Origin of the sequence: Pseudomonas sp. MWU318, assembly GCF_016756945.1 — a bacterium.
GTDB lineage: Bacteria > Pseudomonadota > Gammaproteobacteria > Pseudomonadales > Pseudomonadaceae > Aquipseudomonas > Aquipseudomonas putida_A.
Window position 1 is genome coordinate 328,831 of sequence record NZ_JAESJL010000004.1, and the last position, 26,159, is coordinate 354,989.

Below are 26,159 nucleotides of genomic sequence, written 5' to 3' on the forward strand. Positions count from 1 at the left end.
CGGCTGAAAAATGCCGTATAGCAACGGCGTCAGATGAGTTTGATCCGGCCGGCATAGGCCATGTTGCGCGGACGGGTTTCGACACCGCCGGTGTTTTCGGTAAACCCGAGACTGATGTTCGCCTGATTAAATAAGGCGTCAGGCGCCGCGTTCGGTGCCGACACAAGCGGAACGCCCAACAGGTCGCTTTTGAGTTCGTGTCGATGAGAGCGGAACATGTCGACCTGCCAACTGCCAATCGAGCGACCGGCATCAACCCCACGCCCCTCATCGGACACTCTGATGAACTCCCCTCGTCCCTCCGGCCCGCGAAAGGTCAGCGTGCCATCTCCGCTGGTCCAGCCACCCTCGGCCCCGACCTTCGCGGCTTCAGTGGTCAGGGCTCCGGACTGCTGCGCGTGATCCCACAACCACGGCCAGTCGCTGCGACTGAATACCGCCCCGTTAAGCGGACCGTAACCGCCGGGGTTGAGGAGCGTCGTGGTCTCAAAGACAGCCCGGCCCAACGGTGTGCCATCGAACCGTCCGATCGGCCACCAGTTGCCTGCACCATCACTGCGCAGATGCCACCAGTCCCCCGACCCCATCAGTACAAAAAAGGGGTACCCGGCTGCGGCAAGATGGGTATGAAATCTGATTTTGTCAGTACCCGACGCGCGCACTGCCAAGCGCGATGTCGAGTTGTCCACCCGACGTACGATGACGTCGCGAACCCCCAACGCAAGATCCGCCGGAGGCAGGCTGATGGTGGTGGCACCACTGCTCGCATTGACGAGCACCAGCCCGAGCTCATTTGCCGCCAACGCTTTGGAGGTCGACGCACTGGTCACGGACGTTGCCATCGGGCTGGACAATGCCAACAGCGCTTGTAACGCTTTGAGCAACTGTCGGTTGTCACCTTCAGCAGGTGTCAGCCCTGCACCAATGACAACGTTGAGTACTTCCTCTGTAACTGCATTACCCCACACCGCCGGAATCAACGAACCCGGCGTGCCCGCCACCGGGTTTTCATCGACAAACCGGCCATCGACCAGACCGACGCTGGGGACGCTTTTTGGATAATCCATAGGTCTTTCGTTCCTCTGAAATAACAAATGAACCGCATCACGGCGATCGCTGATGCGAGCCAGCGGCGGTCTGTTTTCTGAAAATAAAAAGCCCACATCGAGGTGGGCTTGGGTGATGCAGAACGAAGGCGTTGCGACTAGAGATTCTGGCTGCTGAACAGTTCGCGAATCGCCGCCAACGCCTCATCGCCAGCACGGCGCGCCAGATCGGGATTGCCTTTGGCCGCGTGCGTGCGGATCTGGTGTTTGGCCTTCAGGCGCAAGGTGCGCAGGGTCAGCAAATGGTCGGTGAGTTGCTCGGACTTGCTCAGAATCTGTTCGGCAGCCTGTTTGGCAGTTCGACCTTTGACGACCCATGCAGCAACCGACAACGGCACCTCTTTTTTTGGATAACCGGCGTCTTGATAAGCCTGAGCGTCAGCAGCAGCCTGGGCGTACTCCATGGCTTTGAGCGGGTCGCCGGCCAAAACGGTGCGAGCGCTGTCGGCCGCCGCGTCGACCTTGGAACACAGCTGTTCGGCTTCCTGAAGTTCCAGCTCGGCAACTCTGGACGCATTCAGCTGCCATTTTTCTCCATCCCAATCATGGACACTGGATGGCTGGGCCGGGCGCAAGCCTTCCTCGAACTGATGCAGCTCTTGAATGATGATCATCGGATCAGCTCCCAGGAAAAATGCACATTGATGGCCGAGGCAAAGTTGATCGCAATACCGTTGGCATAATCGGCTTGAGAAAAACTCTTGATTCCCATACCAAATAACAACTCATCACTTGAGGCATTTCCCGAGCCGAGGGTGTGTTCGCTTTGATAAACCTGCCAAAGCGAACGCAACTCTGCATGGTCGAAACTGGCAGATAGCGTGGAAACCGTCGTGTCGTTGACAACGTTACTCGTGAAGATTCCTACCGAAGCACCGACGGTGCTCCAGCCATCCCAGTTGCTGGAAGTAGTAACCGTCGGATTCAGGTAAGAATAGTTGCCCCCCAGCCATCCTCCCGGAGCGAAGGCCACCGTGGTAATACCGGTCGGATGCGGGGTCGGATTCCCCACCACCAACCGTGCCGCACGGGCATGCGGATCAAGTGGCAGGTAAACCACGCCATTGCCATTGACGGTCTGTGTCCACGACAACCGGTTACGGTTGTAGATCGCCCTGACAATGGGTATGGAACCAGGTCCCGCCGTAACGACCCAGGCCAGACAGATGTCCAGCGGCGTCGACTGGAAACCACCGCCCGCCGCACCATTGATCGTCCCTTTCAAACCGTCAGGCGTAGCGTCGTAGATCGTGCCGCGCTGCATGTAAAAGGTCAGCGCACCACTGATCACCTGCGCCCGGAGGAAGTAGCCGGTACTTGGCAGCAAATCGGGACTGCTCCACAACTGTGTAGTGAACGTACGCGAGCGTCCCAACTGCCCCGCTATCACTTCTTGGCCGAGGCTGATCAGCACGCCAGCCGGAATCGACACCCTCCCGCCACTGGTGGCAACAGCCGCTGGCGTGATCGGCAGTCGCCCGTCTGCCGTAGCAACAGTAGCGGTTGGCAACGACCCGATCGGCAACGCCGAATCCAGATTCCAGCCCTTGGCCGAAACGCTCTGAATCGCCTGCAACAACTGATCGTATTTCTTCTCGTCCGGAGTCAGATCCCCGGCCTTGATCACGTTGAGAATTTCCTGCGTTACCCCGTTGCCCCAGTCTGCCGGGATCAGTGACCCCGGCGTCCCGGTCAGCGGGTTTTCATCAATAAACTTGCCATTCACCAGACCGGCGCTGGGCACACTTTTCGGATAATCCATCTCGTCATCCCTCCCTAGTCATAATTGATGTGCACCTTGGTATGCGCCGGTGCACTGCGGTGGATCAGGCACTCCAGTGCCGAGCCCGGGTTCACGCCAAAGCGCTCGCCCCAGTAGCTCGCGCCGTAGCGCCGACCGAGCAGCAGCCGGCCACCGGTGTTGAGCGTCCACATGAATTGCGCTTCCCAGGTGCCCCAGTGCGCGGCGCCGAAACGCGAGCGGCCCATGCGTGGGGCTTCGTGTTCGGTGATGCTGGCGTTGGGATAGCCCTGGCTTTTGGCGATGTCGAGGTAGTAACCGACAGCCTGACTGCCGACCGCGAGCAAGCGGCGGCGTACGGCGAGGCGGCGGTCGTCGAACAGCGGCGTGGCGCCCAGGCACGGGTCGGGCAGCTCCATCACCCGCTCCCAGTCCGGTACCAATTCGCTGACGCCCGCCGGATCCATCTCGTTGAGCAGGTCGGCGGCGCGGGCGTCGAGGCGCGCCAGTTCGACGGCCACGCCTTGCAGCACTTCCTCAAGTTCCGGGACGCGTTCCGGGTCCCACGCCGGGCCGCTCGGCAGCAGGGCGCGCAGCTGCGCCTGATATTGCGCGGCGGTTCTTATGCCCCCCATACGCAGCCTCCGAAGGTCAGCAGTTCGCTTTGCCCGGCAGGCACGTCAGCGGCCGGCGCGGTCAGCGTGTGATCGTACTCACCGCCGGCGCTGCTGATGGCTTCGCGGATATGGCTGATCAGCAACGGCACACCGAGATCGGCCTCGCGGTTGTGCAGGTCGCGCAGTTGCGCTTCAACGGCGGCGCGCACAGCCGTGGTGTCCGGGTTGACGCTCTTGAAGCGGTACACCACCGGCACCTGTATCGGCCGCTGCACATGCACTTCCGCCGTCACCGGACGCAGCGGTTCGATGTACTCCTGAACCTCCGCCAGTTGTTCGTCGTTGGGCACCGGTTGCGGGTCTTCGTCACGCATGATGAATACCGTCACTGTGCCAGGACCAAGAAAACCACCGCGGCACCAGGCCCGCGTCACGCCCGGCACTTCCAGCGCCCAGGTCTCGTAATCGCTGGCCGAACCGCCGTGGGGGATCACGCGATAAGAACGGATCACCCGCGAGCGCAACGACTCCAGGCTTTCCCGTGCTACACCGCCACTGAGGCCGGGCGCGAGTACCACAAAACTGTTGCCGACCACACCGGCGATCGGCTGCACCGGGTTAAGCGGCAGACCGGCGTCGGCATTACCCAGGCTGCCAGCGTCGAGCGCCGCGATGGTGGTGGTGTTGCTGCCATTGACGGTGGTGCGCGCGGCGGTGACTTTGTAGGTCCGGCCATCGCTCGCTTGCAGCAGCGTGTCGACATCCAGCACCGCACCGGCGGTCGCGGTAAAACTGACGCTGCCGGTGGCGACTTGCGCCGGTTTGCGTGGCTGGTTCAGGCGCAGCGCGGCGATGCGCTCGAGGGTCGACTCGTCGGCCTTGTCCGGCAGGATCTGCTCGGCAATCCAGTCGAGATAACCGTACAGGCCATACGCGGCGCCACCGAGGGTGCGGGCCAACACTTGCGCATCGGACTGGCGCAGCGAATCGCCGGCCAGGTCGCTTTGGGTGCGCTTGATCAGCACCGGCAGCGAAGGGGTTTCAAACGGCATAGATCACCTGCCAACTGTTATCGGGGTTGATGTCCAGACGTTCGCCGTCGGCCAGGGTCAGGACCGTGCGCAGGTTCAGGCGCTGGGCGTCGAGGCGTTCGCTGATGATGTCGATGGCGCTGCAGTGGCCGTCGTCGATCAGCCATTGCAGGGCTTCGCGGGCATAGAACTCGGCGTCCATCTGGGTCTGTCGGGTCAGCTTGACCCGACGCAACAGCCACAGCCGCGAACCGATGCGATCGTCGGCGACGGTGGGAAAGCTGTCGCCCCACCAGCCGAAGCGCTCCTCGTCGTCGAGGGCGTCGTCATCGGCGGCGCGGCGCCAGGTGAACAGGCTGATGAGCACGGCGCGGGTCAGTGCGGCGTGGAGGTTCTGGCTGACAAGCATTATTTGCCTCCTGCCGGCGCACCGGTCTGGCCGCTACCGGCCTGCACGCCGACGTGCACGTGTTTGATCTGACTGATGCCACCGGCGAGTTGATCACCGGTGGAAACGATCTTGCCGGTCTGGTTGATCACCGGCGTGTCGAAGTTCACCGCGCTGCTGGCGCGGATGTTCAGGGTGGCGGTTTCGATGTCGATGATCCGCCCGCGCTTGAAGTGAATTTTGTCGCCTTCGTCGGTGTAGATCGCTACCTCGCCCGAGGCCAGCGACTGCAGGCGATAACGGCGGTCGGCGACCACCAGGGCGATGGCGTGAGAACGGTCACCGCCGAGAAACGTGACGATGCCTTCGGCGCCGGCCAGCGGGTTGCTGGTGAAACCGTACGGTTCGAAGTGCTCCAGGTCGTCGTTCACTTCACCGGCGGTGAGGCGCATTTGCAGCGATTGCAGCTTGGATGCCGAGTTGGCGAGCACGACAGTGCCGCGCGCCAGCAGGCGTGTCAGTAGGCTCATGCTTGGTTCCTGTACGAAACGGGCCGAGGTCAAAAGATCGCGGCCTTCGGCAGCTCCTACCTATGACCGGCGTACACCTGTAGGAGCTGCCGAAGGCTGCGATCTTTTCCGGGCCTATGAGGTTTTTTTCGGGGGCGTTGGATCGGGATCAAAAGTCTGCGGCGGCGCCACTTGCAGGGTGGTCACCGAACCTTGCGCCGACAGCGAATACGTCACTTTGGAGATCAGCATGTCGCCGTCAAAGCCGAGTACCGGATCCTTGACCTTCACCAGTGTGTTGTGGCGCCACAGATCGCCATTGGTCTGACGCCAGCCCTGCACCTGATAGGTGGTGGTCTGCGCCCGGCCAACGCGCGTGGCGCTTTCCCAGAGCGCCCGTTTGAGCGACAGATCAGGATTGATCTGCAGGCCCTCGTTGATCACGGTGACGCGGCGGCGCTTGTAGCCCAGATCCGTGGCGATCGATTCAATCTCGCTGACCGCCGCGCCGCTTTTCTGATCGTTGCCTTTCTGCTGGCCAATGACCCGGTATTCGGAGAACACCTGGCTGTAATCCATCGGCGCGTTGGCCGAGAGGATGTTCTTGCCCAGCTCCAGCGCATCGCTGGCGCGGCCAGCGCTGCCAGGTCTGGCCAGCACCAACCGCCCAGCCGCATCGTCGGTGGAGAACACCCGAAACAGCGAAAGCAGACGATCGATCGATTGAAACACCGTTTCCCCCGGTACGAGGGTGTAGCTGCCCAATCGCGTGGTTTCGGCAATCTCGCTGACGACCTTGACCTGGTAAGTCGACGCCAAAGCCTCGACGATGCCCAGCATGGGCTGGTCTTTCCACTGGTTCGGGCGGTTGATCGCGGCACAGTCCACCAGATCCTGAGTACAGGAACTGCCCTCGATGCTCAGGCTGATCTGGCGTCCGTCGTAACTGATCGGCGTCTTGAACACGTAGCCGGTGAGCACCAGGTCCTGGCCGATTTTCACTTCGCACGGGTCACCCGGCTTGATCCGTTGATCCACCGTCTGCCCCGGCCATTGCCAGGTGATGTCGAGTTTGAAGGTGCGGAACTGGCGCTCAAGATCGGCGGTGATTTCCACACTTTTCCAGCCACCGTATTCCATGTTGTTGACGGTCAGCGTGACATGGTTATCCATCTCGCTCATGGCTCACTCCCTGGACACTTTTACGTCGTTGGGAGAAAAGCCCGGATGGTTCATCGCGTTGCTCTGCGTCACTTGAGTCACCCGTGTGGCATCGGCAAATTGCTTGTAGGCCACCACCAGCGCCGGCAGGCTTTCCTGAAACGATTTGGTGACCTGGCGCACACCGGATGACGCCACTGCCTTGAGATGCGCAATCAGCGCTTCCTTCACATCGTTGATTGCCTGGTGATGTTTGGGATCGGCCTTGTCCAGCATCGGGTCAATTGCCACCCCGACCGCCTTCTGCAGTGCTTTCATTTCTTCGGTCACCGGCACTTCCTGACGAGTCACCGGTTGATCCGCCTGATGCGCCACCGAAGGTGTCGACGACAGCTTCACCGCCGGAGTCGCCACCGGCATTGACGCTACCCACTGCGCCACTTTCACCAGCATGGTGTCCTGCACCAGATCGGCCATGGCTTGCGCCGCCGCGTTGGTGTCCTTGCCGGTGGTGATCTTCGGCGCATCGGCCTTGCGAATGGCTTCGAGTTGCTGGGACACGTCGGCAATCACGCCACGGTAGCCCTCCTTCGCGAATGCCTTGAGCTCCTTGATATCGCCGAGCAAGCCCTTGAACTCCGCTGCCACTTCCTTGGGCAACTCCTTGACGGCTTTGACCAGTTCAGTGATCTGCTTGTACTGCTCGATCAGCGGTTTGAGCTGCTCCTTGATCACCTCATACACGCCGGTCAGGCTGTTGCGCAGATTGGCAATGCCGATCCGCGCAGCCTTGATCAACGTCATCGCCTGCTCGAAGCGCGCCACCGCAGAACCCAGCAAAGTGTCAGCCTTGGCCAACAGAACTTTTTGCGTACTGACCGTGGCGGTCGGAAACGGCAACGGCCGGTCGGGATAGAACTTCAGACTGAACGTCACCAGCCCACCGTCCTGGCGGGTGTGGGTCATGTCGCATTCGCCGACCTTGACCTGCAAGCGTCCGAGCCACGGATGCACCAGTTCACCACTGCCTGCCTCCAACGCCTTGAGCAGCTTGTCGCGCTGCTCCAGGCAATCGGCGCCGATGATGAACGCCGTGATGTCGTGGGTCTTGGCCTGCTGGCCGAGATCCTCGAAATACGGCAGGTCGCGTTGCGGGTATTCGTGCAACTGACCTTTGCGACCGACCGGGGTTTTCGCCTGATCGATCCAGAACCCGACACCGCGAAACGATGCCGGCAACAAGCGGTCACGCCAGTTCATTGGAACCTCCTGCCGACAGCGAGCGATAGCCGATGCGCGAAGACAGCGCCAGGCCCGGTTGATTGGTTTGTGGTTGATCGGTGCGCAGCCCCGCCGGTGCATTTTCGAAGCGCACGGTCAGGCCGCCTTCGAGTTGCGTACGGTTGTTGGCCGCGTTTTGCTGGATCAGGGCGCTGGAGGTTTGTGGCAGCGATCCGCCTTGCAGCGTTCCGTTTCCAGCAGGGGCGCTACTCGCGCCAAAGAATGCCGGCGCCAGCTCACCCTTGCCTTCGGCATTGGTCTGGCGCTGCGCTTGGGTCAGAGTTTCGACCTTGCCGGTGACCTTGGCGATCAACCCGGCGAAACCTCCGTCGAACAGCTCCTTGATCGGCGCGATGACGGTTTGCAGCTTTTGCCACAACTCGCCGAACCACCCGACAATCGGCCCCCAGCTCTCGATGATCTGATCCAGAGGTTTCCATTCGAACAGGGTGTGCAGAAAGTCCACGACCGGTGCAGACGCCGCCAGCACAACATCCCACAGCGCCGAAAAGACTTCGCCGACCGGCTGCCAGTACTGCGCAATCTGCTCCAGCGGCGACCACTCGAACAGGCTGCTGAAAAAGCCTTGGACCCGCTGCACTGAGGTTTGCAGTGCCATCCAGATCGGTTCGAAGTACCCGACGACACCACCCCAGGCGCTGGTGATCATTTCCATCGGGAAATAATCGAACAGTGCCCGCAATGTATCCCGGGTGCTTTGCACCGCCGATTGCAGAGTCGTCCACAGCGGCTGGAAGTACGCAACAACACCGCCCCAGGCGCTGGTGATCATCTGCATGGGCGAGAAATCGAACAACGACACCAGAAACTCTTTAGCCGGTTGCGCGACTTTTCGCAGGCCGCTGAACATCGGTTCGAAGAACCTGACAACACCGCCCCACGCACTGTTGATCATCTGCATCGGCGAGAAATCGAACAGGTTTCGGAGGAACGCCATCACCGGCACACTCAAGGCCTTGAGCAGTTCCCAGATCGCCGAAAACAGCCCCGTCAGCGGCGCCCAGTTTTCCAGGATCATGCCGGCGGGCGTCCACGAGAACACCGATTTGAAGAAGTCGATTATCGGCGCAGTGACAGCTTTGACCTCGTCCCACATGCCCGAGAAGAATCCCGCGACCGGCGACCACAGCGCCGCCAGTGCATCCAGTGGTCGCCAGTCAAGAATCGAGCGCAACGTCGCCATCGCACTCGCACCGATGTTTTTCACGCCTTCCCACATGCCTTTGAAGAACGCGCTGATCGGCGTCCAGTTGGCATAGATCAAACCGGCCGCCACCGCGATGCCCATGGCGATGAGCATGATCGGATTGGTCTTGAGCACCATGCTCATGACATCGAACACTTGCGTGGCGCCGGTGACCGCGGTTTGCATCGCCGAGAAGGCGATGGCCCCCGCAGCCAGGCCTTCCACCAGTTGCGGGTTGTCGGCAAGCAGGCTGGCGACCTGAGTCAGCATTGGCTCAAGCCCGACGACCAACGCACCGACTGCCGGCACCAGCGCCGCGTCAACAGCAGCGGAAACCTTTTCCATCGACGCACTGAACACGTTCATGTTTTGTGCAGCGACTTTCGGTGCGGCAGGCAGATCCGCGGTTTTCGCCGTCTCGCTGACTTCAGTCAATTTGCCCTGAAACGCTGCCGCCGATTTGATCCCGTCCACGAACGGCGTGATCACGCTGCCGCCCTTGAACAGACCGCTGACATCCAGTTTGCCGAGGCCGGTCTGTTCGAGATTTTTCTTGAAGCTCTCGACCTTTACTCGCAGGGCGCCGAGTTTGGGCGACAGTTCATCGATGCCCGTGATCAGCACCGGTGTTTGCACTTTCTTTTCTTCGTCTGCCATCACTGCACCTGCTGCATCGCATTGATCCGTTGCGCGTGCTCCAGCGATTCGCGGAGCACATCCAGTGGCCTGGCCATCATCTGTTCGGGGTCAACCTTCCAGAACCAGGCCAGGTCATAGGCGACTGCGATCAGGTCGGTGATGGCTCCGACGCCGCACTCATGAAAAAACTCGCAACGGCCCAGCTCAGCGCGTTGAGGTCAGCCAGATCGAGCTGGTTGACCGACGACGGTGGAATACCGGCGCACACGGCGATGTATTTGGCCGCCACGTCCATGTCGAGGCTGACTTCTTCGCTCTTGTCGATCTTGTACGGCAGCGCCTTGATCGCTCGCACTTCCTGCACCGTCGGACGGCGCAGGACGAGTTCGGTCAGGGGCTCGCCGTGAGCTTCGATCGCAACCTGAAGCTTCACGGCGCCGCTCATTGCCAGGTCCCCTTGATGCCTTCGAATTTCAGTTCGATGGTGGCGTCATCGCCTTTGGATACCGGCTCTTCGACCAGATAGGCACCGGCCAGCACGTAGACTTTGCCGTTGCTGAATTCGCAGGTAACGGTGATGTCGGTGCCTTCGATCAGCTTCTTCAGCGGGAAGTCGGCGGTGTGCAGCGCGGTCACTTTGAACGACGGCGCGACGTCGGTTTCCTTGTAGAAACCCGGTACGACGGTTTCGCGTTTGACGGCCATCAGCGGGGCTTCGCAGCCGCCGTTGATAGTCAGTTGTGCACCGTCGACTTTGACGTAGCAGGTGCCTGCAATCACTTGACCCATGGTGTTACTCCCTTCAAATAAAAAAGCCCACCGGAGTGGGCTGAATGCTTACGGCCAAACGCGGCGATCAGGCCGCGTCGTCGTATTGCAGACGGAATTGGTTGAGCAGTGCGAACACGCGCAGACCGTTGATGTAATCCGGCGGGAACAGCACGTTCACGCGGCTCGGATCCTGTACGTCGCGCTCGACGATCAGGTGCTCGGCGAACAGCTCGGCGTTCTCCACGTGGCCTTCCAGTTCCAGCTTGGCGTACTGCGCAATCAGCTCGCCGCGAATGGTCGCCGGGGTGACGATCGGCTGGCCGGCGCCGAAACGGGTGCCGTCGGAAGCCAGTTTGTGCCGGCCGTACTTGCTGGTGATCACGCTTTGCAGACGACGCACGATGAACGCCGACTGATGCATGGTTTCGCTGTCCAGGTAGGAGTTGTCGGCCTGACCGTAAGCGTTCTTCTGGTAGGTGGTGATCGAACGCTGGATGCGCACGTAGCCGCCTTCGTAGTAGGCCGTGGCGATGCCGTAGTTGAGCAGCGACTGCCGCTCGGTCAGGGTGAATCGCTCGCTGGCCGGCGCCGGATCAACACCCGGCAGGCTGCCGCTTTGGGTCGGACGGCTGGCATCGGCGGAGATGAACACCGCGGTGCGCGCAGCCAGTGCGGCAGCCTGGACCCAGAAAGGTTGCGGTACGCCCGGCTCCAGCGCCTGGATGGTCATGTGCTGATCGTTACGTGCCTGGCCAGCAGCAACCAGGGTGCCGACGGTACCGCGCTTGGCGCTGTAGACGTGACCGAACAGTTGCTTGGCCCAGGACCAGCGACCGGTGCTGTCATCCATCACTGCTTGCCAGGTATTGAGGGTCGACAGATCCGACCACGGCAGTGCGATGAACTCGAAAGGTTCGTCGCCCAGTGCAGCCACAGCTGCGACCTGGTCCGGCACGCCGGCGCCGCCGGTCATGGCGGTGATCGCAGTGGTCAGGCCGGCCGGGGTTTCTTCGCCGTTGCTCTTGCCCAGGCGATTGAACTGCAGGCTGATATCGTTACCGCTGTCGCCGGTCCACTTGGCGTTCAGGGTGACCACACCTTCGGCAGCCGCAGCGCTGACCGGCAGATCGGCGGTGGCGTTGATTTTCTGTGCCAGTGCGGTAGCCGCTTGAGCAGCGGTGGCACCGTTGACCACGGTGGCCTGCACGCGCACACCAGCGACGTACAGGTTGAGCACGCCAGCCTGAGTCGCAGTGCCAGTCAGGGTCAGCACGCCTTTGGCGATCGCGCCTTCAGTGTTGTGCAGCGGCAGGCACCAGATCTCGCCGATCGGGTCGGCCTTGCGGAAGGTCTCGTACATCGAGGCGAGCATCGAGCCCTGACCACCGATGCTTTTCGCCAGCGCAACGCTGGAGACCAGCACCAGCTTGCCGACTTCAGTCGGGGCGACGTTGTCGTTGACCTGAGCGACGATCAGACGGCGCATGGCCGAAGTCGCACTATTGGCGGCCGAGTTGTCCATTTCGGCATAGAACAGCGGTACACGAATGTCCGCGGGGATGTTGCTGAATCCGATCGCCATTATTTGGCTCCCTGTGCTTTGACTTTTACAGTTTTGATAGTGATATCGCCGTCGGCCAGACGTCGGCGCCACCAGGCGCTGTCCAGCACTTCACGGCCTTCTTTGGGCAGCAGATCGCCCGCTTCCGGGTCAGGCACGGCACGGCCAGCGGCCGGCAGTACGGTGATGCGATTGCTCATGGGGTTACGTCTCCAGAGAAAGTCATTTCCACGCGCCCGTCAGGGCCCGGGTGTTTCAGATTGGGGTCGGCCGGGTCGATCGCATCGACCCGCACGGTGACCCCGATAAAGGACGACAAACCGTCCAGTTCACGTTCGTGCCAACTCTCCGCAGGCTGACTCGGCAGATTGCGGCCGAGCTGGAACTCGGTAAAAAAGCGCAGCCGATAGAAGGCCCGGCTGCTGTTGATCGAGACCATCTCGCCGCCGTCGTAGACGATGGCGCTGTAGTCATTGCCCGGTTTGAATCCCACCAGCGCGCGCCACAGTTCGACGCGCAGGTCGTGCAACAGATCCAGCGCTTTTGTGCTGTCGCTGGCGTCGAGCGCCAAGACGATTTCGAAGCGGTCGCGGATCGGTTGCGCGGTGAGGTTTTGTGCGGTGCTGGTGCTGGCGAGATCCGCCAGGGGCAGAACATGGGCCGAGGGTGTCGGCAGATCGGCGTTGCCTTGCAGCAACGCCAGATCGACACCCACCGCAATGTGGTTGGCAAGGCTTGGGCATTGCCCACGCAGCTGCGTGAGGATCGGGGTGATCTTCATGGTGGTGTTCCAGAGTTGAATGAAAAGCGGTCTGCAGAACACTGCAAAACCTGTGGGAGCTGGCTTGCCAGCGATGGCGGTGGATCAACCGGCATCTCTTTTGAACGGGCTGGCCTCTTCGCGGGCAAGCCCGCTCCCACAGGGATCTTCATCACAGTGACAAAGCGGGGAATCAGTCCTTGGCTTCAGCCTTGGGATCAAGGCCGCTGGCATCGATCACACAGCGATAGCTGTTCTCTCGATTGCCACTGGCGGTGACTTTTTCGATCGACCAGCGCCCACGCATGAAGTCCGGCCAGGTCTCATCGAGCAGCACCAGACCTTCGGCCGCCAGCAGTGGATTGCCGGGACAGGTGATCTTCACCTTGTACTTCTGCCGGAGCATCTTGCGCACTTCGCCCTCGCCGACGGCGATCGCATCGGCTTCAGTGGGTTGTTTCTGGCGCAGGGTCTTGAACGGCGCAAGCCCCGTTTCAACCCAGCGCAACACGCCGGCAGCACCATCCCAGAAACAGGTCTTGCAACCCTTGGTCTGCTCGCGGGCAGACTCCTCCAGCGTGGCGCTGACGAACGCGTGATCGCCGGGACGGTTGTTGCTGGTCACCGACAAGGTCACGTCCGCCAGCACCTGGCCCGACAACGATTTGGTCTGGCCGGGACGGGCCAGCACGTACACGTCGTTGTAGGGTTTGGTCACCGCGTTGTACTTTTTCGCCAGGCGCGTCAGAAAGCTCATGTCGGTTTCGTTGGACTGGTCGACGTGCTCGATTCTGATCATCGCCACCTCGGGCGCAACGCGCGGTGAAAAGCCATGGCTCGACACCAGTTTGCGAAACAGCGCACCCAAGGTGGTCGGGCCATGACTGGCCGTGCGACGTTGCTTGAAGCCCGTCTCATCATCCTTGCTGAACGGCGCCGCGGTGGCCACCAGCGTCAGGCGGAACGGGAACAGCGTCGGCGTCAGGCGCGTCACTTTGAACTGGCCCTTGTCGACCATTCCCGACTCCAGATAACCGACCTCAAGGCCGATTTTCCCGCCCAGATCCGGCAGCCCTTCGAGGCCTTCAAGGTCAATCGTCAACGTCAGTTGATCGGACTCGAAACCGGCTGCATCGATGTGTTCCCAACTGATCAGGCGTTGATTGAGCAGGGCCGAATGGGCCCCGTAAATGTGTATCGCCGGGGTAAAACCCAGTGCCATGCGTCCTCCTTAATCCCACGCCGTAACCGGTTTGATCGCGGCCGGTTTCGCGTCGAGTTCCGGCAGCGTGACCCAGACGCCTGCGGGCAGGATCGGGCCGTGTTCGGCCAGGGTCGGGTTGAGTGTCCACAGAGCTTCTTCGGCGGCGTCATCACTGCGCCCGGTTTCGCGGTAGAGCAGCAGATTCACTGAATCACCGGCCACGCTTCGTACCTTACGCATTGTTGAACTCCGTTAATCCGACCACCCACTTGATCACCATCGCGGTGCCGTCATCGATGACCTCGCTCTGGTTCTCGTCGATGCTGTTGATCCGCCACAGACCCCAGTTGCGCCCGATACCGTCAATCAACGGCAGCGGCACACGCTGTGCCTGAAGCGCGCGCAATTCATCGAGTCGATCCATGGCCACGGCATACATTGAGGTGCCGCTGATGGTCAGCGATTCCGCTTTCTGCCCGGTCTGACTGGACTTGGGTTTGCTGGTCAGGATCTGGATGTCGCTCCAGCCACCGTCGGACTTTCGCGCCAGCGTGCTGTAAGCAAAGTTGCGCGACAGGCCGAAGATGAAACTGCCTAGAGCCATTTGTTGTTTCATCAGGCGACTCCATCGGTCAGGGCTGCGTCACGGCGGGTGGCGAGCGGATTGTTGGTCAACAGCGGCAGGAACTGCCCGTGGAATTGCCCGCTCAGTTGTTGGCCGATGATCGTGCGAATCTGCTCGGCAGTATCTGGCGCCGGGCAGGTGACCTGGATCAGTGGGGAGAAGGTGACTTGCTGGTTTTGATTTTGGGTGGGAGCGTTGACCAGACTCTTTGCGACCTCTCCCGGCGCAGCGAGTTTATCGGCAGGCGGACTGGCAAGTTTTTCCCCCAGGTAGGATCCTGCGAGTCCACCTACGACACTCCCGATGGCCGTACCGACACCCGGAAGAATAAGCGAGCCGAGAAACGCGCCAATAGCTGTACCCGCCAGCTCACCTTTTGCGCTTCCCACCGCTTTGTCATCACCTTCACGCAAGCCTTTCAGGCCTGTGTATGCGGCATGGGCGACCATCAAAGGTGCAGCGACTTTACTCACCAAAGGCATAGCCCGAGACAGCATCGGCATGACATTCGCGCCTGCGCTGCGCACTGCGGGCAAGACCTTGGCAGCCGTGCTTTTGATGGCGGGCATGACTTTGAGCGCTGCACCGCGCAAGCGATTGCCCAGGCTTTGGCGCACAGCTGGCGTGCGGGGCTGAGCACTTTTCGCAGGTGGCTTGGCTCGTTTGCCTTGACCCGACCCGCGAGCTGATCGCTTCTTTTTTCGACCGCCACTGTCGTCATCGTCACCGTCGATCATATCGCCGATTTCGGACGGTAAACGCGCTGCAGCCAGTCGCAATAGCCTCGTGGAAATCGCATCGAACACTGAAGACACACCGGTCTTCAATGTGCCCGCTACGAACGGCGTGGCAGCCGCCCCAAGCAACGTCAGTGCAGCTGTGACGAACGGGAAGCTTTCGGCTGCGGCGCTCAGTCCATTGACCACCGCCGTGAGCGCGACGGCAAAGCCATCTGTCACCGGGGCCAATGAGTTGCCGACTGCCGTGGACAGCCTGTTGAGACTCGCATCCAGCGCATTCCAGCGCCCCTGCGATGTATTGCCATAAGCCCCAGCGGTTTCTGCCGCCGAGCCTGCATCCTCACCGCGTTTGGATGTTGCATACAGGGACTTGTCAGACACCAGCTTGAATGCAGTTTGAACATCCTCTGGCTTCTTCAACAACTCAAGGATTGCATCATTGTTGCCAAACAGCGTTTTTGTCAGCGAAGCCTGTTTCTCTTCCGGTTGTTTCTTGAGCTCTTCCAGAACCAACCTGATCGTTTGGGGTGCGTCGTCACTCATCCCACGCGCTAACGACTCGGGGTTCAGACCCATTTCGGCCCAGGCCGAGCGCTGCGCCGATGATGCGGACTCTCCCTTGCCCAGAACCGTCGTGAAACTCTTCAGCGCCGCTCCGGCATCTGCCTTGCTAGCGCCACTGTTGAGAAACGCCGCCGCAAGCGCAGCCACTTGCTCGGGTGTCATCCCTGCAGCTTTGGCGCCCTCACCGGCGCTTTGAACGACGCCACCGATGTCAGCGGTTTTGACGTTCAGCCCACTGTTGCCAAGGTAGCTGGTCGCGTCTGCCAGATCCTGGCTCTGCACCCGATCAAGCTTCAGAGCGGTGCGCCAGCCCGACAACATTTCGCCAGCAGCCTTGACATCGATCTTGAAGGCCGAGGCATTGATGGCGGCATCACGGGAGAAGTCCTGTAATGCCTCTTTTTTCTGCTCGCCCTCCAGACCATCACTGATGCCGGAACGCAGCGCCGCGAGTTGTACTTCCAACAAATCCGCGCCAGTAGCCCCACTGGGGGCAACCCGTTTATCACTGGCGATTTCCAGGTTGTTTTCCGAAAGTGCCTGAAGCGATTCGTTGCTCAGGTGCAACACCTGATTCAATTCAACCAGCGCGGTCTCGTTAGCCATCGCCGATTGCAGCTTTTTCGGTGGCGGACGCTGCTCGATTTCCGCCTTGAGTTTTGACTTCGGCTCACTGTTGGCGGCTGGCGGCGCCGCGACGACCTTGAACAACGATTGCTGGCTGACCAGCAATTCGCGCAGCTTGACCTGCTCCTGAGTCAGCAAACGAATATCCACGCTTGCCAACGCCAGTGTCAGGTTCAGATCCTGCAGCGATTTGCCGATGTTGTCGGGCAAGATTGCGCCCGTTGTGTCGCTGATCTCACCGGCGTATGCGAGCGCGTATTTGTTCTCTGCCATGCCGCTCTACTCCTGTTTCACGCCAAGGCGAGTGATCGCTATGTCGTAGCGGCGCAACGCCTTTTCGGCGTCCCATTCCAGAATCTCCGCTTCACTTACCGGGTAAATGAGCGGGACGATATCGAGGATTACTTCGATGTCGCGTTCCGAAAGTAGGCCGCCGGCTGGTTTAAAAAATCGTCGATGCGCACCTGCAATTGCGTCCAGTCAGGGACGGTCAGCTGGGCCAGATCGGGGATCATCAGGCCGGTGCAATGGGCAGTGATGAACTCGGCGCGTTCCTTGGCCGTTTTCAGTTTCTTCATCACTTTGGTGGCGCGCAGTGCGGGCATTTCCAGCGACAGCGAGGTCACGGTGCGGCCGGTGACGGCCAGCGGTTGCAGCAGCTGGATCTGGTCAGGATCATCGGACTTCTCCGCGTCCTCGACCTGCTCCAGAAAGTGCGACGCCGGACGGGTCGACATCTCGTGCACGTACTGGGCGATGCTCACGTAGTCCGGGCGTTTGAGCTGGTCGAGTTCCTTGACCGACAGGCCGGTGGCGAGCAGCGCCAGTTCGAAGAACTGATCGTCTTCATCATCGCCGGCGCGTTCCAGCGCTTCTTTCTGTGCGGCGTAGAACAGTGGCTTGAGCTGAATCTGCTCGATCTGCGCGCCGTCGTCACCGGTGATCGGCGACAGCAGGTCATGCTTGGGTGGCATCCACGACATGTATGAATTCCTTGGTGATTCTTGAGGGGGTGTTGCAGCACTTGGGAGACGGAGCCTTTGTGGCGAGGGGATTCATCCCCGATGGGCTGCGTAGCAGCCCGGGCATTGGTTAGGTGCGTATCCGCTAAATCGCCAACTCAATGTTGGGGCCGCTTCGCGACCCATCGGGGATGAATCCCCTCACCACAAAAGCACCCTTCCACAAGGTCAGGTACCTGGCTGGCTTACAGCGTTACGGCATCAGCACCGCACGACGCGCATCACCAAGGATGTCGACGCCGTTGAGCACGAATTTCTGGGTGCGCACGTCGATGTCGATCACCGGCACGCCGTTTTCCAGGCGGTTGTAGGTGCGGCAGGACAGCTCCAGATTGGTCTTGGGTTTTTCACCCATTTTCACTGCGGTTTCCTCAAGGGATTTCAGCTTGCCGCCGACGGTGTGGTAGGTGAACCAGGTGTTGCCGTCCTGATCCTGACCGGCTTCACGCACGTTCAGCAGGATGTCGTCGCCCAGCTTCACGCCCAGTGCGAGCATGACTTCGGCACCCAGACCTTGCAGGGTCAGCTTGGCGTTGAGCGCTTTGCCGCCCTTGGCCATTTCTTCGACGATGAAACGGCCGCCACGCATTTCTTCCACGTCGAATTCGATCTTCGGTGGCGTGAATTCCTCAACGGTCGCCGACAACGGCAGGCCTTGCAGGGTGGCCGCGATGGCCTGTCTTACGCGGTTGGTAAACATTAGAGAACGTCCTCCAGGAACTGCTCGATGATTTCATCGCGGGCGTTGAGTTGATAAACCATGTGTTCGTTCGGCGCGTAGCGGCCGTAGTCGATGACCACGTACCAGGTGCCGTTCTTGTACTTCTCGACGCTGTTGAGTTCCGGGTGCAGGTAAACGCTGCCGCCGGGAATGGTTTCGTCGGCGACCAGGGTCTGCAGCCAGTCGTTGATGCGCTTGACCTCCTGATCCATGAACGACTTGGTCAGGTTCTTGGCCATGGCTTTCTGGCCGGCCTTGACCAGCTTGCGGCTGATCGCATCTTCAAGACCGACGTAGCTGATGAACTTGCCGGTGATCGAACGGTTACCGAGCAGCGAGAAGCCACCGAGCACGGTGCGGGCGTAGTAGCTCACGCCGTAGCGGTTGAGCAGATCGCCTTCGGTGGAGGTATCGAGGATGTTGTACTCAACGACGCGGGACACGTCTTCGGCGTAGGTCACCTGGTTGCCCGGGCTCTCCCACTGCTTGACCTTGGCCAGCGCGGCAATCGCCAGGCTCGACGGCGCGAGGAAGACGCTTTTCTTCGCCGCTTTCGAGTACACCGCCGGCATGTTGTGCACCACCAGGCAGCGGTCGAAACCGAGATCGGCGCCGCCCAGTTCCTGGCTGTACGCCACTTGATCAGCGACCGAAGCGTCTTTGCCGTCCAGCACCACACGGGCCTTGATGCGTTTGCCGAACGAAGCGAACTCGCTGGCCACCGCTTTGGTGCCGGTGAAGCCCGGCGCGCCGATGATGGTCAGGTCTTCCGGGACACTGCCCAGTGCCGCCAGACCGAGCTTGCGGCCGGTGGTTGGATCGACACCGCCGATCACTGCGTTGACGGTGTCGGCCGGGGTCGCGCCCGCTTCGACGATTACCACGTACACCGGCACCTTGACCACTTTGAGGATCTGGTAAACCGCGTGATACAGCGTGCCCTCTTCAGCGCCGGTCGGATCGAGCAGCGCGTGGGTGGTGAAGCTGTTGATGCGAAACGGTGCGTTGCGCGGAATCAGCGGATCGGCTTTCGGCGCGGTGCCGACCAGACCGATAACGTTGTCACCCAGGCCACCCATGGCCTCGGGGGATTCAGTGGCATTGACGGTAATGCCGTTGTGCTCGAAGTTCAAAACCTCAGCCATGGTTAGTCAGCCTTCTTGGCAGCGGCCTTTTTGGCCTGGGTGGAGGGTATTTTCAGTTCCAGTCGACCGGCGCTGTGCAGGGCACTGGCCTCGACGTCGAGCAGATCCAGGTCTTGACCGACGCTCGACCAGTGCCCACCGCCGGTGGGGAATGGAACGAGCACGGTGTAGGTTTGGCGGGTTGCCATTTTTCGTTTCTCCATAAACGGGAAAGCCCCTCGTGGGGAGGGGCTTTGGCGGGTGTTGAAGGTTTCTCGAGGGATAAGAAAACGCCCGGAGGTTCGGGGCGATTATTGAAGTTGCTCAGACAGCCAATCAGGCGCTATCGGGCGATGCTCCTGAAATGGGAAAAAAGCTTCCTGCGGCCAGTTGCGTAACTGATGCCGGAAAAGCTGAAGTTCAGCGTATTGTTCGACGGTAAACGTAGTCGGTATTCCTGCCTCCAGCTCATCACGCTGACGCGACACAACTCCGTCTGTTCTTGACAATTGCCCGTCGCGCCAACTCCGCTCCAACTCAGCCGCTTGCTCAATGGAGATCGGCGGCCGCTCAATCAACGAGGGAGGAACCGTCTCAAAGTTGATTTTCATGAATTGAGACTGAGCACTGATAAGTTCAGCGTGTAATTCAAACGAGATTTCGACGGCATCGTCTGGAATTTCGCCCCCCAAATTTGAATCATAAAAAAGCTCAGTAGCCTTGCTGCAATAAATCATCTAACCCCCTAAGCTCCGAAAGCAAGCACTCGAACTGCAGATTGACTGGACGTATAGTTCGACTGTAAAACCACCTGGCCCAATCCATTCGCCATACCAGACACAAAAGGTGAGCCAGATGGCGAATAAATTGTGCTGTCCGTTTGTGAGACCGTGCAGCCAAAGTTCGCGTTAGGAAACGCAATGGGCAAATTGAACGGGATAGTCAGTGCAGCCTTTGAAAACTGGGCAGTCATCCATTGAATGATCAACCCGGAGGGGAGTTTCTGATAGCCGTTCGGAGACAGTAAGGCGGAAAACTCATTCGAGTACTTGAGTGAAGAAGCCCCCTCTTCAATGACATAGTTGTTGTCACCGCAGGTCACAACAACATTAGAAGCGCTCTGGACCGTAATACTGGTGAGTGTTTTCGCGAGCGCTACGATGGTGTCAGTCCCTTGACGATTGACGGTGACATCCCCTGTTCCGATGTTGAGGATGTAAAACTTCGACCCGACAGGACTGGCGCTTAGAGAAGGAAGAGTCAAAGCTCCCGGACCAGTTACTACAATCCTTCGTCCTGCCATAGCGGGTGTCAGTGAGGCCGGAAGAGTAACGATGTTTGTCTGGCCGCCGAAGTTTCCTAGAGCGCGCTGAACGAACTCAGTGGTAGCTAACGTCTTGCCATTATCAAACTGGGGTGCGGTTATCCAGTGCGCTCCAGACATGATCGGTGAATATTTCAGCGCTCCATCACCGCCCTCCATGGTCCACCCGAGCCCATTACTCAGACGCCGAAACGCCGAAACCGTCGATTGGGGCTGAGTAAAGGGCCCCACGGCACCGTTGATCGCGATCAACGTCTGTCCGGTTCTGGCCTTGAACGTTGCCCCATTCAATCCCGCCAAAACAGTAACGATCGATCCTTGAGGTACGGTGCCTGCGTCGGGAAGTGTGACTGTCGAACCTGATCCACCAGGAGCGATCAACCTGCCGACATCATTTGCCGTCAAATCAATGCTGCCCGGATAAGTTACCAAATCTGCATAACTACCCAGCGCCCGTTGAACAAATTCAGTGGTCGCCAACAATTTGCTGTTATCAAACTGCGCTTGGGTGGGGGCAGTCGGATTATCTAGAAGCGCAGGTGATTTCAGTGGTGCAAAACCAAAAGTAATGTTTTGGAAGTTAAGCGCGGTAATACCAAGCGCAATTTCTCCATCCGTGACCAACTGCCAGATTGTGTCGGCCAACGTCGCACCCTGCTCGACAGAAACCATCAGCCCGGAAGTAACTTTCAAATTGCTATCGGCATCTTTTGCGCGAACCCAAGCGGAGTTGGCAACTATGTAGATGCCATTATCTTTCGCCTGACTCTGGTTTTTCACCAATACCCTGTCACCAGCAACAACCGCAACACCATCAACGGATTGCGCGGAGTTCAAAACAATATTGCCCGTCGTCGCCACGCGCACAGACTGCTTGGCATCAAGCCTTGCTAGCTCATCCGCCACATACCCTGTCACCCACGCACGAGTGGCCTTGACCACCGTGTCATCAATCAGCAGCGTTACCAGCGATGCATTGCTGGTCTCGAAAATCGAGCGAATGTAGAACTCTTTGCCCGAGCCCGACGTCGCCAGCACCGGCTTGAACGACTCCGGATATTTGACGATGGCGTAGAGAATCCCGGTGTCCGTCCATAGCCCGGCTTCACGCACGTACCAACTGCCAACGTCCGGCGGAATGGTCACTTCGGCGAGCAGCCAGCTCGGGTTCTTTTCGTCCTGGAACAGCGCATTGAGCGGCCCGCGCCAGACTTCGCGCTTCAGCGCGGTGGCGGTCGCGGCCGGGTTGTAGACCGAGCCGCCGCCGTCGCCGACGGAAATCTGCGTCAGCTTGATCGGTGTGCCCGCAGCCTTGCACGCCGTTTCGTAGGCAATCCCTGCGTTGGTGAGCAGGGTGTAATAGTCAGCCATTCAGGCCCCCTGAGGATAAATAGTGGATGTTTCGACGGTGTACATCGCGGCGGCCATGAACGCCTCGCCAGAGGTTTCGAGGCCTTCGATGAACACCGGATAGATCGTCGTCAGCTCTCCGCAGAAAGTCGCAGCGGCGATGCAATGACTGCCGAACGCGCTCAAGCCAACCGTTACCGAAAGAATGTCCCGCTCGCTCTTGGCATCCGCCAGCCGCCGGTCGAGACGGGCGTCGATTTCTGCGCTGTAGGGTTGGTCGCTGAAGGCGCGCACGCTGAAGCTGTAAGGCACGCCGGGCGGCGTCTGTTCGTACCAGGCGCGGACTTCGGGGCGCAGCTGCAAACCCTTGGCCGCGTTCTCCAGCGCCTTGCGAGTACCGGCCTGGCGCGCGGTGGGCCAGGCCAGTTCGACGGTCAGGCGTTTCTCCGCTTCCGGTGCGCTGGTGCTCCATTCAGCGACGCCGCGATCCGCTGCCAGATACGGCAGGAACGCCACCGGTGTTTCGCTCGGGTTCATCAGTTCGGGGAACGGCGGCGCGATGCGATCAAGCAGCGCACCGAAGCCCAGATCCAGTCCACGTTCGAGTGCCGAGCTGTTGGCCGGCAACAAGGTCGGGCGTTGTGTCGGCTCACTCATAACGTCAGTACCTCGACCTCGACTGCCGTGCAGTACGGTGCCTGAAACGCAGTGGTCACGATCGGCTCCAGCGGTTCAAGAATCTGCAGTTGCACGGCGCCAGCGCTGTGCAGCGTGTAGTCGATCCAGCTCGGATCGACCCGCCCTTCCAGGCGATGGCAACTGTCGGCGTAGGCCTGCAATTGTTGCTGCGCGGCGACTTTGGTCAGGCCCGAATCGGGGCCGGAATTGATCTTCGCCACGACACGGATTTTGTAGCGTTGAATGTCCGCAGCCTTGACCGTGACCAGGTCGGTTTCCGGTCGCACATCAGGGCGGGCGAAGTGCTGACGCACGCCATCCAGCAGGTCTTCCGACGGTGTCCCGTCACCCTCCCGAGCGAGCACTGTGACCTGCACTTCGCCCGGCGCCGTGCGCCGACTATTGCCGTCCTTGACCTGTGCCGCCAAGCCGTCCGGGTTGAAGGTGTAGGTGACATTCACCACACCAGCATCGGTGGATTCGACCTTCACCGTTGGCCGTTCACCGAGGGTGAATACCTCGCGGCGATACTGCATTCGCGAGCCCGCTGCCGGGGCGTGCGGCGCCAGGTAATAACGCAACCGGGCGTCGTCGTCGCTTTCATAAATCGGTGGTATTGGCGGGAAGGCTGCCGGGTCACCCGCATCGAGCAACTGCCTTTCAAGGCCCATGTCTGCCAGCCGTGCGTCGAGGTTGCTGCCGGTCGCCCACCACGCCAGCATCTGCTTGATGCGGGCGTTGTATTTGCGCTCGTGGGTTTGCAGGCGCACGCAGAAAGCCTCAAGCGCCAGGGTCAGCAATTCGCTTTCGTTATCGAGGCTGGTCTTGAGTTTCGCTGCGCTGTCCGGCGCTCGGGCGCCGACGTATTCGACGACGAAGGTCTTGAACTCGGCGAGCAAGTCTTCGAAGGCGTCGACGGTGATCAGCGCCGGTTCGGCCAATTGGTTCTGGCCGGGGATCAACATGCTCATGTCACGACCTCGAATGTCTGTTGACGGTTTTTCCAGGTACCGGCGAAACGCAGCAGCAGACCGGCGCCCTGACGGCTGGCGACGATCACGCTCGGCTGAAAATCGCTGATCCCGTTCTGCGCGTTGTAGAACGCCTGAGCCGCGTGGCTCTGGGCTAGAAGCAGAACGTCGTCACCGATGTTCTGCCCCAGCAGCGTGGGGATCAGCGAGCCATAAAGGGGCCTTTTTTGCCGAGTGCCTAGCGGCGTGGTCAGGGCTCGTGTCGCGCGCTGCACAAACTGCAGCCAGTCGTCGACCGTGGCCCCGGAGTCTCTATCGATTCCGATCATGGGAAGCTCTTGATTCAGGGGCTGATGACGCGGCCCTGGTGATCCACCAACGGGCCGCTGAAGTGCACGCCCGAGGCGTCGATGCTCAGGCCGACGCCGCCCAGTTGCAGGCTGATCATCTGTGGCGTCATCGTCAGTTGCGCCGGGCCGATGCTCAGTTCAAGTGATTCGCGAGAGCCACTGAATGCGGCCGGGCCGTTCTGCCAGTGCAGGGTGTGAGAGGCGTCGTCGTAGCCGCTTTCGCTACCGTCCTGATGTACGCGGCGAGTCAACGTCGGCACATTGGAAACGGCTGGAAACCGGTCACTGTTCAAGCCGAACAACGCCACGCTTTGCGCCCCGCTTTCACCGCTGCCGTAATTGAACAGCAGACACTGCTCGCCCACGCTCGGAATCCGCGATTCACTCTGCGCCCCGGCGCTCGGGTTGAAGAACTTGATGGCTGGCGTCAGCAGTCCCCCGTGACTGACCTGGCAGGTGTTGCTCGCCGCATCGACTGTCTGACAGATGCCGATGCGACAGAAACTCTCGGCACGGCGGTGCAGGTCGTCGATCTCCGCTTCCATCTCCGCCAGCCGCTCGATGATCGGGCCCAATTGCATGCGCAGTAATGCGTCGAACATCGGTCAGGCCTCCAGCGCGGTGTATTGGTCCGGGTCGTCGATGTTGCTGACTTCCCAGGTACGGGCGAATTTCGGCGTACCGAGCGGGTCGTCGAGAAGGGTCGGGCCGAGGTAGAGGGTCTGGGTGAAAGTCAGGGTCCAAGCCTTGTATTGCTGATCGGCGCGTGTGAGCACTGACGGCAGACCATCAATGTTCATCGGCAGATCACATTGAGCGCCGGGCAGGTCCCAACGGTTGTCGGTGATCAGGTTTTTCAGTACGGCGATCAGATCGCAGGCGGCAAATGCGCTCGCAGAAAGTGCCGGAATGACTTGCAGCGACACCGTCATGACGTGGGCGATACGCCCGTCAGCGGCACGTGCGCCCGGTGCATTACGGTCGAAGTCGATCAATGCCCAGGCCTGAGCGCCGGGTGCCGTGAAGTCGTCGTGATTGCCAACTTGCAAATTAAGGCCGGCGCTGTTGCGCAGGGTCGTCGCCATCGCCGTGAACAGCTGCGAAGGCTGCTGGATCGGTGCGGGCATGCATGACCTCCTTTTCAATTGTCCACGCGCAGCCCCGCCGCATCAGTTGCAGCGAGGCAGGAAAGTGTTGAATTACTGGGAATCGCGCGGCGGGGGAACTTCGCAGACGCCGATGCGCTTGGCGGCCCAGCGTTCATACAGACCGATGGCGACGTCGGCACCGGCCATGGCGGTCAGGCAACCGAAGGCACCGGCGGCCCAGATCGAAAGCCCGGCTGCATACAGCAGCATGATCGCCGAGACGCCGCAGATCATGCAGGCGCCGGAGCGCAGGGCCAGACGCCGCAGCAATGACCAGCCGCGGGCGCCCTCCTTGTCGGCACGCCACATTTCGCCGGACACCCCTCCCACTACAGCGAGGAGGATGACCAGCCAGATCGGCATGTCCGCCAACGCTTGTTGCTCGTTTGTCATGTCACGCCTCCTGGTTCTAGTTGATGAGTGTTGTGTGTTGGGTTCAAGCGATGTCTCTTCAGGTAGGCATTCCAAAAAGCCCGGCGTTGAGGCCGGGCTTTTCAGTAATGCGCTCCAGATTTTGATAACGATGGATTTGAATCAGAAGGGGGCGACTGGCCACACGATAGTTGCGGGATAATCCGGCTGTTTATCGACGTCGCTGACGGCGATGCAATATTGTTTGTACGCCAGCAGCAGGGCTTGCTCTGTTGGAGTGGCAATGCCGGTGTCAACTTTGTAATTCAGCGAGTTGAGCAGCAGCCAGCCCGCAGCGAAATTCAGCAACTGCCATTTCTGCTCTTCAGCTTCATTGCGAAGGTCTTGCTCGGAGGGCGGCGTGAACGTCCAGACGCCATCGAATGTTGCGCCCCAGCCGACGCGAATCTGCGTATTACCTGTTACATCAACCCAAAACGAAGTTGGCGAAGCAGGTGCTTCCGGGCTGACTTCACTTTCCTTGAGCTGGGTAACTTTGCTGTACTCAACCAGTGCATAGAGATTCAT

Annotated in this window: 32 protein-coding genes; all 32 read right to left on the bottom strand. The window is 60.2% G+C overall.

The window, feature by feature from the left end:
- Positions 1 to 29: 29 nt before the first annotated feature.
- The 32 genes from JN524_RS12555 to JN524_RS12710 all read right to left on the bottom strand — a co-directional run bounded on the left by JN524_RS12555 (position 30) and on the right by JN524_RS12710 (position 26,159).
- Complete coding sequence (locus JN524_RS12555) at positions 30 to 1,067, bottom strand: phage tail protein (protein ID WP_202369536.1); 1,038 nt, start codon at positions 1,065 to 1,067, stop codon at positions 30 to 32.
- A 137-nt stretch (positions 1,068 to 1,204) separates the two neighbouring features.
- A complete protein-coding gene (locus tag JN524_RS12560) occupies positions 1,205 to 1,720 on the bottom strand; it encodes a phage tail protein (protein WP_202369537.1) in 516 nt (171 codons plus the stop codon).
- Positions 1,717 to 2,868 (bottom strand): phage tail protein, encoded by a 1,152-nt coding sequence (locus JN524_RS12565; protein ID WP_202369538.1) that lies wholly within the window; start codon positions 2,866 to 2,868, stop codon positions 1,717 to 1,719. The genes JN524_RS12560 and JN524_RS12565 overlap by 4 nt, the downstream gene beginning before the upstream one ends.
- A 14-nt stretch (positions 2,869 to 2,882) precedes the next feature.
- Positions 2,883 to 3,482, bottom strand: a complete 600-nt coding sequence (locus JN524_RS12570) for a YmfQ family protein (RefSeq protein WP_007964344.1) — start codon at positions 3,480 to 3,482, stop codon at positions 2,883 to 2,885.
- Positions 3,470 to 4,516, bottom strand: a complete 1,047-nt coding sequence (locus JN524_RS12575) for a baseplate J/gp47 family protein (protein WP_202369539.1) — start codon at positions 4,514 to 4,516, stop codon at positions 3,470 to 3,472. The genes JN524_RS12570 and JN524_RS12575 overlap by 13 nt, the downstream gene beginning before the upstream one ends.
- On the bottom strand, positions 4,506 to 4,904 hold the full coding sequence (locus JN524_RS12580; RefSeq protein WP_007964342.1) for a phage GP46 family protein: 399 nt from the start codon (positions 4,902 to 4,904) through the stop codon (positions 4,506 to 4,508). The genes JN524_RS12575 and JN524_RS12580 overlap by 11 nt, the downstream gene beginning before the upstream one ends.
- On the bottom strand, positions 4,904 to 5,413 hold the full coding sequence (locus tag JN524_RS12585; RefSeq protein ID WP_007964341.1) for a phage baseplate assembly protein V: 510 nt from the start codon (positions 5,411 to 5,413) through the stop codon (positions 4,904 to 4,906). Before JN524_RS12585 ends, JN524_RS12580 begins: the two co-directional genes overlap by 1 nt.
- A gap of 114 nt (positions 5,414 to 5,527) precedes the next feature.
- Complete coding sequence (locus tag JN524_RS12590; protein ID WP_202369540.1) at positions 5,528 to 6,574, bottom strand: phage baseplate assembly protein; 1,047 nt, start codon at positions 6,572 to 6,574, stop codon at positions 5,528 to 5,530.
- A 3-nt stretch (positions 6,575 to 6,577) separates the two neighbouring features.
- Entirely contained in the window at positions 6,578 to 7,813 is a 1,236-nt protein-coding gene (locus tag JN524_RS12595; RefSeq protein ID WP_202369541.1) for a DNA circularization protein, read from the bottom strand.
- Positions 7,800 to 9,698, bottom strand: coding sequence for a phage tail protein (locus tag JN524_RS12600; protein WP_202369542.1), 1,899 nt, complete (start codon positions 9,696 to 9,698; stop codon positions 7,800 to 7,802). Before JN524_RS12600 ends, JN524_RS12595 begins: the two co-directional genes overlap by 14 nt.
- Positions 9,699 to 9,828: 130 nt before the next feature.
- Positions 9,829 to 10,125 carry a phage tail assembly protein gene (locus tag JN524_RS12605; protein WP_003222226.1) on the bottom strand — a complete coding sequence of 99 codons (297 nt, stop codon included), beginning with the start codon at positions 10,123 to 10,125 and terminating at the stop codon, positions 9,829 to 9,831.
- Positions 10,122 to 10,469: a phage tail tube protein gene (locus JN524_RS12610; RefSeq protein WP_007964335.1), complete on the bottom strand. Its 348-nt coding sequence runs from the start codon at positions 10,467 to 10,469 to the stop codon at positions 10,122 to 10,124. The genes JN524_RS12605 and JN524_RS12610 overlap by 4 nt, the downstream gene beginning before the upstream one ends.
- Before the next feature lie 67 nt (positions 10,470 to 10,536).
- The gene (locus JN524_RS12615) at positions 10,537 to 12,033 is read right to left on the bottom strand and encodes a phage tail sheath subtilisin-like domain-containing protein (protein ID WP_202369543.1); all 1,497 of its coding nucleotides are present in this window, start codon (positions 12,031 to 12,033) and stop codon (positions 10,537 to 10,539) included.
- Positions 12,033 to 12,212 (bottom strand): DUF2635 domain-containing protein, encoded by a 180-nt coding sequence (locus tag JN524_RS12620; RefSeq protein ID WP_095138390.1) that lies wholly within the window; start codon positions 12,210 to 12,212, stop codon positions 12,033 to 12,035. The genes JN524_RS12615 and JN524_RS12620 overlap by 1 nt, the downstream gene beginning before the upstream one ends.
- Positions 12,209 to 12,793, bottom strand: coding sequence for a phage tail terminator protein (locus JN524_RS12625; protein WP_202369544.1), 585 nt, complete (start codon positions 12,791 to 12,793; stop codon positions 12,209 to 12,211). Before JN524_RS12625 ends, JN524_RS12620 begins: the two co-directional genes overlap by 4 nt.
- A 172-nt stretch (positions 12,794 to 12,965) precedes the next feature.
- Positions 12,966 to 13,994, bottom strand: coding sequence for a phage late control D family protein (locus JN524_RS12630; protein ID WP_202369545.1), 1,029 nt, complete (start codon positions 13,992 to 13,994; stop codon positions 12,966 to 12,968).
- A gap of 9 nt (positions 13,995 to 14,003) precedes the next feature.
- The gene (locus JN524_RS12635; RefSeq protein WP_202369546.1) at positions 14,004 to 14,216 is read right to left on the bottom strand and encodes a tail protein X; all 213 of its coding nucleotides are present in this window, start codon (positions 14,214 to 14,216) and stop codon (positions 14,004 to 14,006) included.
- The gene (locus JN524_RS12640) at positions 14,209 to 14,592 is read right to left on the bottom strand and encodes a phage tail protein (RefSeq protein WP_047601251.1); all 384 of its coding nucleotides are present in this window, start codon (positions 14,590 to 14,592) and stop codon (positions 14,209 to 14,211) included. The genes JN524_RS12635 and JN524_RS12640 overlap by 8 nt, the downstream gene beginning before the upstream one ends.
- On the bottom strand, positions 14,592 to 16,805 hold the full coding sequence (locus JN524_RS12645) for a phage tail tape measure protein (protein ID WP_202369547.1): 2,214 nt from the start codon (positions 16,803 to 16,805) through the stop codon (positions 14,592 to 14,594). The genes JN524_RS12640 and JN524_RS12645 overlap by 1 nt, the downstream gene beginning before the upstream one ends.
- Positions 16,806 to 16,933: 128 nt before the next feature.
- Positions 16,934 to 17,515, bottom strand: a complete 582-nt coding sequence (locus JN524_RS12650; RefSeq protein ID WP_108589826.1) for a phage tail assembly protein — start codon at positions 17,513 to 17,515, stop codon at positions 16,934 to 16,936.
- A 232-nt stretch (positions 17,516 to 17,747) separates the two neighbouring features.
- The gene (locus JN524_RS12655; protein WP_016985055.1) at positions 17,748 to 18,254 is read right to left on the bottom strand and encodes a phage major tail tube protein; all 507 of its coding nucleotides are present in this window, start codon (positions 18,252 to 18,254) and stop codon (positions 17,748 to 17,750) included.
- Positions 18,254 to 19,420 carry a phage tail protein gene (locus JN524_RS12660; protein WP_202369548.1) on the bottom strand — a complete coding sequence of 389 codons (1,167 nt, stop codon included), beginning with the start codon at positions 19,418 to 19,420 and terminating at the stop codon, positions 18,254 to 18,256. The genes JN524_RS12655 and JN524_RS12660 overlap by 1 nt, the downstream gene beginning before the upstream one ends.
- Before the next feature lie 2 nt (positions 19,421 to 19,422).
- Complete coding sequence (locus tag JN524_RS12665) at positions 19,423 to 19,608, bottom strand: hypothetical protein (RefSeq protein WP_202369549.1); 186 nt, start codon at positions 19,606 to 19,608, stop codon at positions 19,423 to 19,425.
- A gap of 102 nt (positions 19,609 to 19,710) precedes the next feature.
- The gene (locus tag JN524_RS12670) at positions 19,711 to 20,136 is read right to left on the bottom strand and encodes a phage tail protein (RefSeq protein ID WP_202369550.1); all 426 of its coding nucleotides are present in this window, start codon (positions 20,134 to 20,136) and stop codon (positions 19,711 to 19,713) included.
- An 8-nt stretch (positions 20,137 to 20,144) separates the two neighbouring features.
- Positions 20,145 to 22,094 carry a phage tail protein gene (locus JN524_RS12675; protein ID WP_202369551.1) on the bottom strand — a complete coding sequence of 650 codons (1,950 nt, stop codon included), beginning with the start codon at positions 22,092 to 22,094 and terminating at the stop codon, positions 20,145 to 20,147.
- Complete coding sequence (locus JN524_RS12680) at positions 22,095 to 22,730, bottom strand: phage tail protein I (RefSeq protein ID WP_202369552.1); 636 nt, start codon at positions 22,728 to 22,730, stop codon at positions 22,095 to 22,097.
- Entirely contained in the window at positions 22,727 to 23,722 is a 996-nt protein-coding gene (locus JN524_RS12685) for a baseplate J/gp47 family protein (protein WP_202369553.1), read from the bottom strand. The genes JN524_RS12680 and JN524_RS12685 overlap by 4 nt, the downstream gene beginning before the upstream one ends.
- Entirely contained in the window at positions 23,719 to 24,051 is a 333-nt protein-coding gene (locus tag JN524_RS12690) for a phage baseplate protein (protein ID WP_202369554.1), read from the bottom strand. The genes JN524_RS12685 and JN524_RS12690 overlap by 4 nt, the downstream gene beginning before the upstream one ends.
- 14 nt (positions 24,052 to 24,065) lie before the next feature.
- On the bottom strand, positions 24,066 to 24,674 hold the full coding sequence (locus tag JN524_RS12695) for a phage baseplate assembly protein V (RefSeq protein ID WP_202369555.1): 609 nt from the start codon (positions 24,672 to 24,674) through the stop codon (positions 24,066 to 24,068).
- 3 nt (positions 24,675 to 24,677) lie between these two features.
- Positions 24,678 to 25,199, bottom strand: coding sequence for a hypothetical protein (locus JN524_RS12700; protein ID WP_202369556.1), 522 nt, complete (start codon positions 25,197 to 25,199; stop codon positions 24,678 to 24,680).
- 72 nt (positions 25,200 to 25,271) lie between these two features.
- Entirely contained in the window at positions 25,272 to 25,613 is a 342-nt protein-coding gene (locus tag JN524_RS12705; protein WP_202369557.1) for a phage holin family protein, read from the bottom strand.
- Between the two features lie 141 nt (positions 25,614 to 25,754).
- A complete protein-coding gene (locus JN524_RS12710) occupies positions 25,755 to 26,159 on the bottom strand; it encodes a tail fiber assembly protein (RefSeq protein WP_202369558.1) in 405 nt (134 codons plus the stop codon).